At 61.6% G+C, this 12,640-nt stretch carries 15 protein-coding genes; 12 read left to right on the forward strand and 3 right to left on the reverse strand.

Annotation, left to right across the window (positions count from 1 at the left end; genetic code table 11):
* On the forward strand, nt 1–222 hold a 222-nt coding region (locus tag ACFOMH_RS11575), incomplete at its 5' end, for a hypothetical protein (protein ID WP_377744634.1).
* Nucleotides 223–235: 13 nt separating this feature from the next.
* Here the strand turns inward: ACFOMH_RS11575 and ACFOMH_RS11580 are convergent.
* Together ACFOMH_RS11580 and ACFOMH_RS11585 are read right to left on the reverse strand one after the other, a co-directional pair.
* The gene (locus ACFOMH_RS11580) at nt 236–1,048 is read right to left on the reverse strand and encodes an aminoglycoside O-phosphotransferase APH(3')-I(H957) (RefSeq protein WP_216562158.1); all 813 of its coding nucleotides are present in this window, start codon (nt 1,046–1,048) and stop codon (nt 236–238) included.
* A gap of 105 nt (nt 1,049–1,153) precedes the next feature.
* Complete coding sequence (locus tag ACFOMH_RS11585) at nt 1,154–1,441, reverse strand: DNA -binding domain-containing protein (protein ID WP_029074272.1); 288 nt, start codon at nt 1,439–1,441, stop codon at nt 1,154–1,156.
* A 459-nt stretch (nt 1,442–1,900) separates the two neighbouring features.
* On the opposite strand from ACFOMH_RS11585, the gene ACFOMH_RS11590 reads away from it, so the two are divergent.
* The gene (locus ACFOMH_RS11590; protein WP_058161507.1) at nt 1,901–2,170 is read left to right on the forward strand and encodes a helix-turn-helix transcriptional regulator; all 270 of its coding nucleotides are present in this window, start codon (nt 1,901–1,903) and stop codon (nt 2,168–2,170) included.
* Nucleotides 2,171–3,334, forward strand: coding sequence for a replication initiator protein A (locus ACFOMH_RS11595; protein WP_377744636.1), 1,164 nt, complete (start codon nt 2,171–2,173; stop codon nt 3,332–3,334).
* 248 nt (nt 3,335–3,582) lie between these two features.
* On the opposite strand, the gene ACFOMH_RS11600 is transcribed toward ACFOMH_RS11595, so the two are convergent.
* A complete protein-coding gene (locus ACFOMH_RS11600) occupies nt 3,583–4,641 on the reverse strand; it encodes an IS110 family transposase (protein ID WP_377744638.1) in 1,059 nt (352 codons plus the stop codon).
* A 244-nt stretch (nt 4,642–4,885) separates the two neighbouring features.
* On the opposite strand from ACFOMH_RS11600, the gene ACFOMH_RS11605 reads away from it, so the two are divergent.
* The 9 genes from ACFOMH_RS11605 to ACFOMH_RS11650 all read left to right on the forward strand — a co-directional run bounded on the left by ACFOMH_RS11605 (nt 4,886) and on the right by ACFOMH_RS11650 (nt 12,577).
* Complete coding sequence (locus ACFOMH_RS11605) at nt 4,886–5,404, forward strand: DUF2840 domain-containing protein (RefSeq protein WP_377744639.1); 519 nt, start codon at nt 4,886–4,888, stop codon at nt 5,402–5,404.
* Nucleotides 5,401–5,946 carry a S26 family signal peptidase gene (locus ACFOMH_RS11610; protein WP_377744641.1) on the forward strand — a complete coding sequence of 182 codons (546 nt, stop codon included), beginning with the start codon at nt 5,401–5,403 and terminating at the stop codon, nt 5,944–5,946. Before ACFOMH_RS11605 ends, ACFOMH_RS11610 begins: the two co-directional genes overlap by 4 nt.
* A gap of 34 nt (nt 5,947–5,980) precedes the next feature.
* Nucleotides 5,981–6,262 (forward strand): DUF736 domain-containing protein, encoded by a 282-nt coding sequence (locus tag ACFOMH_RS11615; protein WP_377744643.1) that lies wholly within the window; start codon nt 5,981–5,983, stop codon nt 6,260–6,262.
* Nucleotides 6,243–7,220 carry a DUF3363 domain-containing protein gene (locus ACFOMH_RS11620; RefSeq protein ID WP_377744645.1) on the forward strand — a complete coding sequence of 326 codons (978 nt, stop codon included), beginning with the start codon at nt 6,243–6,245 and terminating at the stop codon, nt 7,218–7,220. The genes ACFOMH_RS11615 and ACFOMH_RS11620 overlap by 20 nt, the downstream gene beginning before the upstream one ends.
* 53 nt (nt 7,221–7,273) lie before the next feature.
* Nucleotides 7,274–7,894 (forward strand): TetR/AcrR family transcriptional regulator, encoded by a 621-nt coding sequence (locus ACFOMH_RS11625; protein WP_210162791.1) that lies wholly within the window; start codon nt 7,274–7,276, stop codon nt 7,892–7,894.
* A gap of 171 nt (nt 7,895–8,065) precedes the next feature.
* Nucleotides 8,066–9,061 carry a 23S rRNA (adenine(2503)-C(2))-methyltransferase RlmN gene (rlmN, locus tag ACFOMH_RS11630; RefSeq protein WP_207896397.1) on the forward strand — a complete coding sequence of 332 codons (996 nt, stop codon included), beginning with the start codon at nt 8,066–8,068 and terminating at the stop codon, nt 9,059–9,061.
* 87 nt (nt 9,062–9,148) lie between these two features.
* Complete coding sequence (locus ACFOMH_RS11635) at nt 9,149–10,036, forward strand: LysR family transcriptional regulator (protein ID WP_241896654.1); 888 nt, start codon at nt 9,149–9,151, stop codon at nt 10,034–10,036.
* A gap of 315 nt (nt 10,037–10,351) precedes the next feature.
* Nucleotides 10,352–11,566: a chloramphenicol/florfenicol efflux MFS transporter FloR gene (gene floR, locus ACFOMH_RS11640; RefSeq protein ID WP_029074208.1), complete on the forward strand. Its 1,215-nt coding sequence runs from the start codon at nt 10,352–10,354 to the stop codon at nt 11,564–11,566.
* A 27-nt stretch (nt 11,567–11,593) separates the two neighbouring features.
* Nucleotides 11,594–12,577 carry a LysR family transcriptional regulator gene (locus tag ACFOMH_RS11650; protein ID WP_051231116.1) on the forward strand — a complete coding sequence of 328 codons (984 nt, stop codon included), beginning with the start codon at nt 11,594–11,596 and terminating at the stop codon, nt 12,575–12,577.
* Nucleotides 12,578–12,640 lie beyond the last annotated feature (63 nt).

Consider the following 12,640-nt stretch of genomic DNA (forward strand, 5'->3'; position numbering starts at 1 on the left):
ATGAAACGCGCCCCTCGCAGCCGTCAACGCCATGATTTATATGCGAAATATCACGATTACGACAGCGAAATCAGCGACTTACTTGGAGAATGTGGGTCGATAGGGGCCGTTAAAAATAGCACTTACGCTTCTCGCCCCCTATCTCGCAAGGGATGCAATTTCGAGAATGACGGAGTTTGGTGGTTCTGCCACTGCCAGCCTGTGTTTCATTTGCCGTGGTAGCTGTCGTCTAATATCAAAAAAGCTCGTCCAACATCAGGTGGAATAGCAGCTTGCTTGGATCTGGCTTAGGAACGCCGTACCGGGCGAAAAACCTGTCCTGTAACGCCTCATCGAACTCTCCGAGACAGTTCCAGAGTATCGCCAAATCTTGGTAGCGGTCGGCAATACCGACACGGCCTGCGTCGATACAGCCGATTACCACACCATCCACCATAAGAAGGTTATCGAGCGAGAAGTCCCCATGTGTGACAACCTGATCGGCCATGAAAGGCAGGTGTCGATGCATTTCCTGCCAAACCTGTTCTGCTGTCCAGCCTTCGCGTTCCTCATCGAAATCGTCTTCTTCGACCAAGCCGGCGTCGATCCGTTTGCGCGCCAGTCGGAGTCGATAGCTATGATCGCTGGTAAATGGACATTCGCTGATCGGAATTGCATGTAGCGTCCGAAGGAAGTCCGCCAGCGCATCAACAATGGTCGTTCTCTCCTCTGGACGCGCTTCCAGAGCCTGATATGCGGTTTCACCTGCCAAGGCCGTCATAAGGAGCCAGGCTTCGTCGGTAGTGCTGACGAAATGCGTGACGGTGGGAACCGCGATGTGGTTGGCCATCCAACGCAGTCTAACCATCTCATCCACGAGATCATTGGCAACGGTATCGCGACCATGCTTCAGGAAGAGATCGGGTGCACCTGCCTTGCCGTAGAGCCGATATACCACTCCCCCGGACTCACCGACATTATTCCGCGCCCACGAATACCCCTTCACCTCTTCCGATAAACCCGCCGGCACTGGCATCGCCGCGCAGTTTACTTCCCTATATTCATCCATAGCTTGCCTATATTCATCCATAGCTTGCGTAAATCTACTTGCGGGTAGTTGTCGCAACAACCCCGAAATCTGCGACAAGAAACAAGCTGAAATTGTCTCCGATCTTCATACCTTGTTGGCTACCGCCTGCTCCAGAATCTTCCGATAGCCTTCACGCGACAGCCATTGCGCGCGCTCCAGATGACTTTGCCAGCATCGGCGCGACCGAAGTTCCTCGGCGACCGGATCGCGGTGCAGCACGATCCGCGCGACCTCCTTCCAGTCCGCATCTTCGGCCTTCGCATCGAGAAGGCGCAGATACGTCACGAAATGCCGTTCGTCATAGACCGTTATGCTGTCGCCTGTCGGCGCGATGTCGTCCACATCGGGATCGAGTTCGACGGGAACCCGCATAGTCATTCCCCGTATCCGAGAGAGTTTTGTCTGCGGTGCGCCCCCGCAAACGATTCTCTCTGACTCTTGGTGATCGGGGAGTTCGAAACCGTCACGAAACGGCCCCATGGCCTTTAGCTCGGAAAGCCTGTTGTATACGCCACAGGCTCCCCGACCATAGGTCAAGGAGTTGGTGCCGTTCTGGCCAGCACCAGCCATTCGTGAGGGGTTTCGACGCCCCAGAGCAGCGCGTCTGCTCCAACCACATTCTTAGCCGAACTGCGTGCAAATGTCTTCGCCTATTCAGTGCCGCAGGCGATGAGCCGCTGAAATCCCTCAACTATTAGCCGCGCTGCCCCGCAGGGGGGTGCCGTCAGCGCATAGGCGCAAATGCGGCACGCTACGCGCCGCCGATCCCTCGCCATGGTTCGCCACAGTCCGCTGCGTCCCCGGCAGCCCAATCCCGACTGGAGGTGATCCATGGCCAACCCGCTTGCGGGCCTGCCGCCGCGCCTGCTGCGCACCAAGGAAGCCGCCCGCTTCCTCGGCATATCCATCAGAACCCTTGAGAAGCATCGCACCTACGGCACCGGCCCGACCTATCGCAAGGTCGGCGGGCGCGTCCTCTACACCGTCCGCGATCTGGAAGACTGGAGCGCGGCGGGTGAGCGCAAATCCACCCGCGACAAGACCGCCGGCACCGTCTTTCCCGCGCGTCCGCTCACGCCCGAAGAACGGGGCGACTGCTAGATGCTGCGCGAGGACGATCATGCCCCCGCGCAGCCGACCGAGGACAGCGAGCGCAGCCGCCTAGACCCCTTCGTGGTCGCAACCGGCGACGCGCCGCCGCGCGACCAGCGCGACTTGATGGAACGGCCGTTTTTCTCGCTGGCGAAGACCCCGCGCACCAAGCCGATTCTCTACAAGGCCGCCGACATAGAGGTGCAGGTGTTCGGGATGCCCGAGCACGGCATGGCGACCATCTGGGACGCCGATGTGCTGATATGGGCGGCCTCGCAGATCGTCGCGGCCGAGAACAACGGCCTCACCACGTCGCGCTTTGTCCGGTTTACGCCTTACCATCTGTTGCGCGCCATCGGACGGCCGACCGGCAATCACCAATACCGGCTCCTGAAAGCCGCGCTGGCGCGGCTGCAATCGACCGTCATCGCCACCACCATCCGCAACGGCCCGCATTGGCGTCGCCGCCAGTTTTCTTGGATCAACGAATGGGAGGAAATGACGACGCGCGTCGGCCGCGTCGAGGGCATGGAGTTCGTCCTGCCCGAATGGTTCTACAACAGCGTCATCGACCGTTCGCTGGTCCTGACCATCGACCCGGCCTATTTCCGGCTGACTGGCGGCATCGAGCGATGGCTTTACCGCGTCGCCAGAAAGCACGCCGGGCACCAGCGCCACGGCTGGATTTTCGAGGTCGCGCACCTTCACCAGAAATCCGGCAGCCTCGCGCGGCCGTCCGACTTCGCGCTCGATTTGCGCCGGATCGCGGCCCGCCAGCAGCTCCCCGGCTACCGGCTCCAGATCGAGCGGGAAGACGGCCGCGAGCTGCTGCGCATCCGCCCCGAAAATTCGTCAACAGGCACTGTTGATAACCCTGTTAATGCCATCGGCAGATCAGGCGCACGGGGTATCGGCACATCAGGCGCAACACTATCGGCAGATCAGGCGCACGAACCGCAGCTAACGCTTTGGCCTGAAAAGCGGAATCCGACCGCTAACTTATCTAACAGAGAATCTTCTTTAACTGTTTCTGTGGGTGTGAAGCACGCGCCCAGTGCCACCCGCGATCATCTTGCCAATGATCGTGCGCGTTCGCAACAAGCTGCGTATGAGCCATCCCGATCTGTCCGTCTTCCGTGGATCCCAGCCGTCAAGCCGGAGGACACGCGATGAGCGGATCATCGACATCACCCCGAGCGGCTCACGCTTCTTTCCGTGGTCGATATCAGGATCGCCACAAGCAGGGATCGGAAGGTCGGGCGGCCAAGCTAACTCGCGTCTTCGCTGTCGCAGAATGCGATGCGGACAAGATTCTGAACGTGCTCACCCGAACCCTCGTCCCCTCGGGGGACATCTCTCCGCCGCAGCGGAACTCTCAGCCTACGTCAGCCGGCATCCATGCGGATGACAGGCAGACGGCCTTAAACAGCGGGAACGGGCTTCGGCGCGATTGCCTGACCGTCACCCGTCTTCCAGAGGAAGGTGGTTCCCTCGACCCAGATGCGGTGCATCAACACCGCCATTCGGCGCGCGAGCGCGGTGACGGCCCGTTTATGCCCCCGGTTCTTCACCAGCCGCATGCCCCACGCCTTGAGCGACGACCAGCGCTTCACACGGATGAGCAGGATGTGCGCGGCCTCGTAGAGCGCCGCCCGCGCCATTGCATCGCCGCTCTTGGACACGCGACCGTTCCAGTCAACCTCGCCGGACTGGTAGGCGCGCGGCGTCAGTCCCAGATGCGCTCCCACGGATTTGGAGCGTCGGAATCGCGACGGCACGTCGATGGTCGCACGATAGGTCAGCGCCACGATGGGGCCGACACCGGGAACGGTCATCAGCCGGCGGCACACGTCATCGTCACGGGCGAAGTCCATCGCCACCTTTTGCAGGTTGGTATATTCGACAGCCAGAGCGCGCCTCGCGGTCAGCATGGGGTTGAGCGCCCGCATCAGCATCGCACGGTCGCCGGCGAGTTCCAGAACGCGCGCCTCGAAGTTGCGCTTGGATACCACGCCCATCTTCAGGCCGAAGCTGCGCAGCATGCCTCTGATCGCCAGCTCGATATCCATCAGCTTGCGAACCAGCGTCTGCCTGGCCACCAGCAGGAAGCGCAGTTCCTGCGCGGTCTGCGTCTTCACATGCACGGCGCAGAACCAGCCGGTGCGCATGATGTTGGCGATCCCGCGCGCGTCGTTGCGGTCGGTCTTGTTCGGCATGGCCGACAGCGCCGCCTTGACATGCCGCGTCTCGATGCACACGACCGGCAGACCGGCTTCGGCCATGCCGCCGTAGAGCCATTGCGACGGCGCGCCGGCCTCCAGGCCGATTCGCTTCATCGCCATGCCGCATTGCGCGAAGAAGGCGACGAGGTCGTCCGGTTCGGTAGCAACCTTCGCCTCCTTCAGCACAGCGCCATCAGCATCCACGATGCAGATGCTCGTCATCTCAAGGGAAACATCCAGTCCTGCGAAGTCGTCCATCTGTTCTCTCCATTCCGGTTGGTGGTGGACCGGCAAAAGCCGGTCAGATCACCGTTCACGGTATGGCAAGAGGCGCTTTCCTCACACGCGACGAGAACAGAAACAGTTACCCCAGCTAACTCTTTTTCCTTGACGCGCGCGCAGGCGAAGCGTGGTGCCGGTTCTGCCCGAAGGGGCGAGCCATGACGGCCGCGCTCGACGCGCTGCGCCCGCGCAGCCCCCAGCACATCACCGGAGACGAACAATGACCCCTCGCGCCCATCGCAGCGCGCACGGCCGTCCGCTGCCGGACGGGCCTGCGCCCTTCACAACATTGGTCGAGTTGACCTTCGAGAAACGCAAGGTCGAGCACTGGATACGCTTCGGCCGCAAGAGCTACGAGCAGATCATCGACCGCCGCCGCAGCGTCGTCGGCTTCGCGCCGGGCAGCGTCTTTGCCTTCGTGCGATGGGCGAAAGGCGAGCACGGCACTGTCGTTTCGCGCATCGACATTGTGCGCGCCATCGGTCGGGACGAACCGTTCCAGACATTGCCGTTCGTGCGCCCCGGCGGCGAAATCCTGTTGCGCCTCGACGGCTGGCCGAAGGTGCAGCGTGCGCTTTTCGCTATCGACGCCGTGGATGCGCTCGGCCTCGATCCGGCCGACGCCTCGCCGGAGCATTGGCGGCACGTCCATAACCGTTTGACCGCCAATCTGGAGCCGCACGCCTACACCCCCGAGCGACATGCCGCTTGGCTTCATCGCCGAAGGATCGACCCATGACGCGCCGCCGCACGCTCACGGTGACGGCGCTCGCCGTCATCGGCATCGCCGCTGCAAGCGCGGTCCAGACGCCGACGAAACTCATCTGGAACGCGACGGCCAGCGCACCCATCGGCTTCTACACCGTCGAGCCGGCCGACGCGCTCGGCGTGCCCGAGCTGGTCGCCGTCATGCCGCCCGAACCGCTCGCCGCCTTCATGGCCGAGCGCGGCTATATCGCGCGCGGCGTCCCGCTCTTGAAGCGCGTCTTGGGCCTGCCCGGACAGCGGGTTTGCCGCGCCGGCCGCACGATCACGGTTGACGGGATCGAGATGGGCGAGGCGCTGGAGCGCGACAGCCTCGGCCGCGATCTGCCCGTCTGGCAGGGCTGCCGCGTCATCGGCGACGACCAGCTTTTCCTCATGAATTGGGAAGTCCGCGACAGCCTCGACGGTCGGTATTTCGGACCCATCCCCGCAGCTTCCGTCATCGGCCGAGCGGTCCCGCTTTGGACCGATGAGGAAGGCGTCGGCCGCTACGAGTGGCGCGCGCCGACCCACTGAACCACCCCCCGAAAATCAACCACAGGAGATTTCCATGGCAGAGATAGGCACCTTCACCCGCACCGAAACCGGCTATGCGGGAGAGCTTCATTCGTTCGGCCTCCACGAAAAGCTGTTCATCGTCCCGGCCAAGCCGAGCGACGCAAAGAACGCGCCCGACTATCGCGTGCGCCTCGATAGCGAGGCCGGCCCGGACGCCGGCCCCGGATGGAAAGACTCCAGCGAGAACGCTGGCGAGTTCGTGTCGATGCGATTGGAGGGGCCAATCTTCCCGTTCCCGAGGCGAACGCGATCCCATGAGCTTTCAAATCCATGACGGAGCGCCAGAGACACCCATCGTCGGCCGCGTCGTGGACAAGCACCTGTCGGACGAGCTGGGCGAGAACCTGACCATTGTGGTGGACGGGATCGACGGCAGGACGCACCACATCGCAGGCATCGCGCCCGAGCGGCTGGAGGACGCCCGCGTTTGCAGCGTCGTCCAGATCGGCCCGGCCGAGGCGACCGCCCGACCGTCCGAACGCGCCATTGCCGCCATCACCGAGGACGGCATCTATCGTCCGAGCCGCCATCTGGAGCAGGCGAAGTTCGAGGGCCGCGTTCCGGGCGGCGATTATGAGGGCTATGTCGATGCCCATGTCCGGCGACTGGAGGCATTGCGCCGCGCCGGGATCGTCGAGAGGATCGACGCCGACCAATGGCGCATCCCCGATGATCTGGTCAGCCGCGCCGCCGCCTATGACGCCGGCCGTGACCGGCAGGCCAGCGTTCGCATCCTTTCCCCGGTCGATCTAGGCAAGCAGATCGGATCGGACGGCACGACATGGCTGGACCGGCGATTGGTCCATGGCGAAACGGCCGACCTTGCGCCGGCCGGCTTCGGCCAGCAGGTGCGTGAGGCGATGGACCAGCGGCGCGAGCATCACATCGAACAGGGCGATGCCACCCGAGCACGGAACGGCCGCATCTTCTACCGGCGCAGCCTTCTCGCCACCTTGCGCGAGCGGGAGGTTGCCCGCATTGGCGCGGAGATGGCCGAGGGCAAGGGGTTGCCGTTCCGTGCCGCCACGGACGGCGAGAACGTCAGCGGCAAGTTCACCGGGACCGTTCAGCTATCGAGCGGCAAGTTCGCCGTGGTGGAAAAGAGCCATGAGTTCACGCTTGTCCCGTGGCGGCCGGTGATCGACCGCCAGCTCGGCCGCGAGATCACTGGCGTCGTGCAGGGCGGATCGGTGTCGTGGCAGTTGGGGCGAAGGCATGACCTTGGCCTTTAGCACATACGCGTGTTTCATCCGGTATCTATCATGCCCCGTGTATCTCACGCTGGATGCCGGCTATTGTAGGGGCCATCATTCAAGCGAGCAGTAGAAAAGAAGATATGCCGAGACCGAAACTTCATAGCGATGAGTTCATTCTAGATACCGCGCTAGGCATCCTTCTTCAGAAAGGTCCATCGGCCTTCACCCTCTCCGATGTTGCGGAAGCGGTCGGCATCTCGCGGGCTGCACTGATCCAGCGGTTCAAAGACAAGGCGACGCTGCATCTAAAGGTCATGGAGCGCAACACGCAGGAGGTGCGCGACTATTTCGCGGGTGCGAGTCCCGAAAAGGGCCTCGATCCGCTGTGGGCGATGCTCAAGGACCTCATCGCCGGTATGGGTGACGGTGCCGGAACGGAAGGCTACCTTCTTCTATTGTGGGGAGACGTTCAGGAGCCGTCGCTTCGCGCCCTTGCGGCGGAGCGGAACAGACTGGTCCTGAAAGCTATCGAGGCACGACTGCCCGCCGGGCCGCGCCCACCCGAGCATACCGCCGGCTTGATTCAGACGGTCATTCAGGGGTCTTGCATGCAATGGCTCGTTGAGCCGGAAGGCGAGCTAGCGGCTTTCATGACCAAGCGCACCCACATGCTTCTGTCCGTCCTCTATCCCGACCATGTGTTCGGGTAACACCATCTGGAGGGTTGTTTATAACAGTCGTGTCGGTTATTTATAAGGCGTGCGCCACGGTATCGCCGGGCACGGAAACCCGGAACGACTATCATGCCTATACAAGAACCCAGCCCGTTGGGGGGCGAACGACAAAAAGCACTGCCTGCGCCAACCTTGGCGCTGAACCTCATGGCCGACGAGTTCGATGCGTTGAACGCGAGCAGCGGGCCGCAAATCGCTTATCGCGACCTGTTCTGCCCACACATGGACCTGCCGCGCGCCTTGCGGAACTGGTCAGAGGCTCGGGGCGTCCAGTTGCGGAGCCTTCGCAAAATCACGCATGAGCGCGGCGGTCGGTCGCAGAAGGTGCTTTTCGGCCTTCATGACGGTTATGCCGTTGAAAGCGTTCTGATCCGTCGTCACGACGGACACACCGCCTGTATTTCGTCACAGGTTGGATGTGCCTTCGCCTGCCAGTTCTGCGCTTCCGGCCAAGCCGGCCTCAAGCGCAACCTTTCGGCGGGCGAGATTGTCGAACAGGTCGTTCAACTCGGGCCGAAGGTCAACCGGATCGTGTTCATGGGCATCGGCGAGCCTTTGAACAACTACGAGCAGGTGATGAAGGCGATTCGTATCCTGCGCGACCGGCGAGGGATGAATTTTCCCACCACGGGAATCACGCTTTCGACCATCGGCATACCGAAGGCTCTAGCGCAATTGCGAGAAGAGCATCTGGCGATCAATCTGACTATATCGCTGCATGCGACGACGCAGGAAGTTCGCGACCGTCTCATCCCCGGATCGCGTAAGCACGACATCAAGGAAGTCATCGCGCGCGCTTCGTCATGGGCGGAACGGCACAACCGGATCGTCACCTTTGTCTATCTGGTCCTCCCCGGCATCAACGACACGCTTGCTGATGCGAAACGGCTTGCCGGTCTCATGAACAAGCGAAGGGCGCGTGTGAACCTTATGCGCTGGAATCCTGTCGATGGCATCGCGCTTGATCGAACCGGCGACCGCAGCCTCGGACTTTTCCGTGAAGTGCTGGATCGCGCCGGTGTGCCGGTCGTGGTGCGGGATACACAGGGGCGGGATATTTCGGCGGCATGCGGTCAGCTCTGGTTGCGCGATCTGCGCGGAATCCCGGTCGAAAAACGCGGAGCCACAAAAAAGGCCGCCTAGCGGGAGCTTAGGATGCGGCGTTCGAAAAGACATGCGAACGATGCCTTCCGATCAAGTGAAACGCTGCTCGGGTCGCGCATACCTCTCTTGTCGCTGATCCAGACGCTTGCGGTCGCTGAATATCTCAACTTCCGCCACGCAGCGAACGCACTCGGGGTTGCACAATCCAGCGTCAGCGCCCGCGTGAAGGCGCTGGAAGAAGACCTTGGCATCCTCCTGTTCGAGCGTCGTGCGCGTGGCGTTCGGTTGACCGAAGCCGGACGCCACTTCGTCGAGCGGATCGCAGCCGGCGTCGATCAACTCGACCATGCGGTGAAGACCGCAGGCATGGCGGCGACGGGGGAATGGGGCCGCCTGCGCATCGGCGTCCATGCCTTGATTCCGCGCAGCTTCCTCGCCGATCTGATCGGGCAGTATCGGGAAAACCATCCCGGCATCGAGGTCGAAATCACCGAAGGCACGGCCCGCGATGCGGTCATGCAGCTTCGTGCCGACCGGCTGGACGTGGCGTTCGTCGCTGGCACACCAGAGCTGCCCGACTGCCATACACGGCCGGTCTGGACTGAATCGCTGGTAGCGGTGCTACCGGATAGGCATCGTCTTGCCGGGCAGCCGGCAATCACTTGGGCCGATCTGGTCGGCGAAACCTTCCTTGTCCGCTATGGTGGCACTGGCCCGCAGGTTCATGACCATATCGTGCTGCGCCTTGCCGGGCGCTGGCCCGCGCCTTCGATACTGCGCTTCGACGTAGGACGTGGCACGCTACTATCCATGGTCGGACAGGGATTCGGCATTACCATCGTCGGGGCAGCGACGGCACTGCTGCCGACTGCCGGCATCACCTTCCTGCCTTTCGCCGATGAGCCAGAGCCGGTTGCCTTTACCGCCGTCTGGTCGCCGTTCAATCGAAGCGCCGCGCTCCGTGATCTGCTCTCTCTCGCAAAAGAAATGGGTCGGCTGATCCGCGTCGACTGAACCTCTGCCCGTTCCAGCCAACCGCCAAAGCAAGGCATAGGGGTTTCATACGGCCAAGAATGACGGGAACGTCAACAGCGGGGGATTGGGTGGCTACGAGCCAGCGATACGGCATTGCGAGGCAACAGCTGATCGTATAAGTGATAGCTAGTCAAATTTGTGATCGTGGAGTGGTCAGCATGGGAAATCCAAAGTCAGCAGACAAGTAAGCCGCAACAGCAAAATTGTTGTTGCGGCGCTCTGTGAGACCAATCCCATGTGATTGCTGATGTGCAGACGCCGCCCGAGATTTCTTAATCGAGCGGTTGACTTATCATGACCATCACACGCCCTGCATGGGCCTATACGCTGCCGGCAGCCCTACTGCTGATGGCTCCCTTCGACATCCTCGCTTCACTGGCGATGGATATTTATCTCCCCGTCGTTCCAGCGATGCCCGGCATCCTGAACACGACGCCCGCCATGATCCAACTCACGTTGAGCCTCTATATTGTGATGCTCGGTGTGGGCCAGGTGATTTTTGGTCCGCTCTCAGACCGCATCGGGCGACGGCCAATTCTACTTGCGGGCGCAACGGCTTTCGTCATTGCGTCTCTGGGAGCAGCTTGGTCTTCAACTGCACCAGCCTTTGTCGCTTTCCGTCTGCTTCAAGCAGTCGGCGCGTCGGCCATGCTGGTGGCGACGTTCGCGACGGTTCGCGACGTTTATGCCAGTCGTCCTGAGGGTGTCGTCATCTACGGCCTTTTCAGTTCGATGCTGGCGTTCGTACCTGCGCTCGGCCCTATCGCCGGAGCGTTGATCGGCGAGTTCTTGGGATGGCAGGCGATATTCATTGCTTTGGCTATACTGGCGATGCTCGCACTCCTAAATGCGGGTTTCAGGTGGCACGAAACCCGCCCTCTGGATCAAGCGAAGACGCGCCGATCTGTTTTGCCGATCTTCGCGAGTCCGGCTTTTTGGGTTTACACCATCGGCTTTAGCGCCGGTATGGGCACCTTCTTCGTCTTCTTCTCGACGGCTCCCCGTGTGCTCATAGGCCAAGCGGAATATTCCGAGATCGGATTCAGCTTTGCCTTCGCCACTGTCGCGCTTGTAATGATCGTGACAACTCGTTTCGCGAAGTCCTTTGTCACCAGATGGGGCATCGCGGGATGCGTAGCGCGTGGAATGGCGTTGCTCGTTTTCGGGGCGGTCCTGTTGGGGATCGGCGAACTCTTCGGTTCGCCGTCATTCCTCACCTTCATCGTGCCGATGTGGGTCATGGCGGTCGCCATTGTCTTCACTGTGTCCGTTACCGCGAACGGCGCTTTGGCAGAGTTCGACGACATCGCAGGATCAGCGGTCGCGTTCTACTTCTGCGTTCAAAGCCTGATAGTCAGCATTGTCGGGACATTGGCGGTGACGCTGTTAAACGGTGACACAGCGTGGCCGGTGATCTGTTACGCCACGGCGATGGCAGTGCTGGTGTCGTTGGGGCTGGCGCTCCTTCGGCTCCGTGGGACTGCCACCGAGAAGTCGCCAGTCGTCTAACCGACGACTGGTGGCAGGCCCGCTCCGATGCGGCGCACTAACCATCGAAACCTCGTGAATGGCGGTATCCTGTCTGGCAGGATACCGCTCATTTCCCTTGTTCAGTTCATCGCCGTCGCCGAGCATCTGAATTTTCGGCATGCGGCCAAGGCACTCGGCGTCAGCCAGTCGAGCGTCAGCGCGCGTGTGAAAGCGCTGGAGGATAACCTTGGTATCCTGCTGTTTGAGCGCCATGCGCGGGGCGTTCGGCTAACAGACGCAGGCAGGCACTTCATGGAGCGTGTCACGGCGGGTGTCGATCAACTCGATCACGCGGTGAAGACCGCCGGCATGACAGCTCAAGGAGAATGTGGCCGGCTTCGCATCGGCATCCATGCCTTGATCCCACGCAGCTTTCTCACGGAGCTGATCCGTCATTATCGGGAAGCCCATACCGGCATTGAGGTCGAGATAACCGAAGGCACGGCCCGCGATGCGGTGATGCAGCTTCGTGCTGACCAGCTCGACGTGGCGTTCGTCGCGGGCAAGCCCGAGATGCCCGACTGCCATACCCGACCGATCTGGACCGAACCGCTGGTGGTGGTGCTATCGGATGGGCATCGCCTCGCCGGGCAGTCCGCAATCACTTGGTCCGATCTGGTCGGCGAGACTTTCATTGTTCGCTATGGTGGCACCGGCCCGCAGGTCCATGACCATATCGTGCTGCGCCTTGCCGGGCGTTGGCCCGCACCGTCGATCCTGCGCTTTGATGTGGGGCGCGGCACGCTGCTATCTATGGTCGGACAAGGCTTCGGCATCACTATCGTCGGCGAGGCCACGTCATTATTGCCGACGACCGGCATCGTCTTCCTGCCCTTCCTCGATGAACCGGAGCCGGTTGCCTTTACAGCCGTCTGGTCGCCGTTCAATCGCAGCTCCGCACTGAAAAATCTACTCAACCTCGCAGGCAAAATGAAGCGTGACGGCGATTCGCCCAATCGTTTCCTCGATGGCACTCGACCGGCACGATAACGGCAAAGGCGACCCGTCCTATTTGCCGCCGATAGTATCCGGCAGCCCTCCGGCATCCTCTTT

The organism is Paracoccus mangrovi (genome assembly GCF_042648425.1).
GTDB classification, from domain to species: Bacteria; Pseudomonadota; Alphaproteobacteria; order Rhodobacterales; family Rhodobacteraceae; genus Paracoccus; species Paracoccus mangrovi.

What these genes read in the sequence shown, in the direction of transcription:
- ACFOMH_RS11600 (WP_377744638.1), bottom strand. Translation starts at nt 4,641, where the DNA reads ATGGACGACTTCGCAGGACTGGATGTTTCCCTTGAGATGACGAGCATC.
- ACFOMH_RS11595 (WP_377744636.1), top strand. Translation starts at nt 2,171, where the DNA reads ATGCTGCGCGAGGACGATCATGCCCCCGCGCAGCCGACCGAGGACAGC.
- ACFOMH_RS11605 (WP_377744639.1), top strand. Translation starts at nt 4,886, where the DNA reads ATGACCCCTCGCGCCCATCGCAGCGCGCACGGCCGTCCGCTGCCGGAC.
- ACFOMH_RS11650 (WP_051231116.1), top strand. Translation starts at nt 11,594, where the DNA reads ATGCGGCGCACTAACCATCGAAACCTCGTGAATGGCGGTATCCTGTCT.
- rlmN (WP_207896397.1), top strand. Translation starts at nt 8,066, where the DNA reads ATGGCCGACGAGTTCGATGCGTTGAACGCGAGCAGCGGGCCGCAAATC.
- ACFOMH_RS11610 (WP_377744641.1), top strand. Translation starts at nt 5,401, where the DNA reads ATGACGCGCCGCCGCACGCTCACGGTGACGGCGCTCGCCGTCATCGGC.
- ACFOMH_RS11585 (WP_029074272.1), bottom strand. Translation starts at nt 1,441, where the DNA reads ATGCGGGTTCCCGTCGAACTCGATCCCGATGTGGACGACATCGCGCCG.
- ACFOMH_RS11590 (WP_058161507.1), top strand. Translation starts at nt 1,901, where the DNA reads ATGGCCAACCCGCTTGCGGGCCTGCCGCCGCGCCTGCTGCGCACCAAG.
- floR (WP_029074208.1), top strand. Translation starts at nt 10,352, where the DNA reads ATGACCATCACACGCCCTGCATGGGCCTATACGCTGCCGGCAGCCCTA.
- ACFOMH_RS11580 (WP_216562158.1), bottom strand. Translation starts at nt 1,048, where the DNA reads ATGGATGAATATAGGGAAGTAAACTGCGCGGCGATGCCAGTGCCGGCG.
- ACFOMH_RS11625 (WP_210162791.1), top strand. Translation starts at nt 7,274, where the DNA reads ATGCCGGCTATTGTAGGGGCCATCATTCAAGCGAGCAGTAGAAAAGAA.
- ACFOMH_RS11620 (WP_377744645.1), top strand. Translation starts at nt 6,243, where the DNA reads ATGAGCTTTCAAATCCATGACGGAGCGCCAGAGACACCCATCGTCGGC.
- ACFOMH_RS11615 (WP_377744643.1), top strand. Translation starts at nt 5,981, where the DNA reads ATGGCAGAGATAGGCACCTTCACCCGCACCGAAACCGGCTATGCGGGA.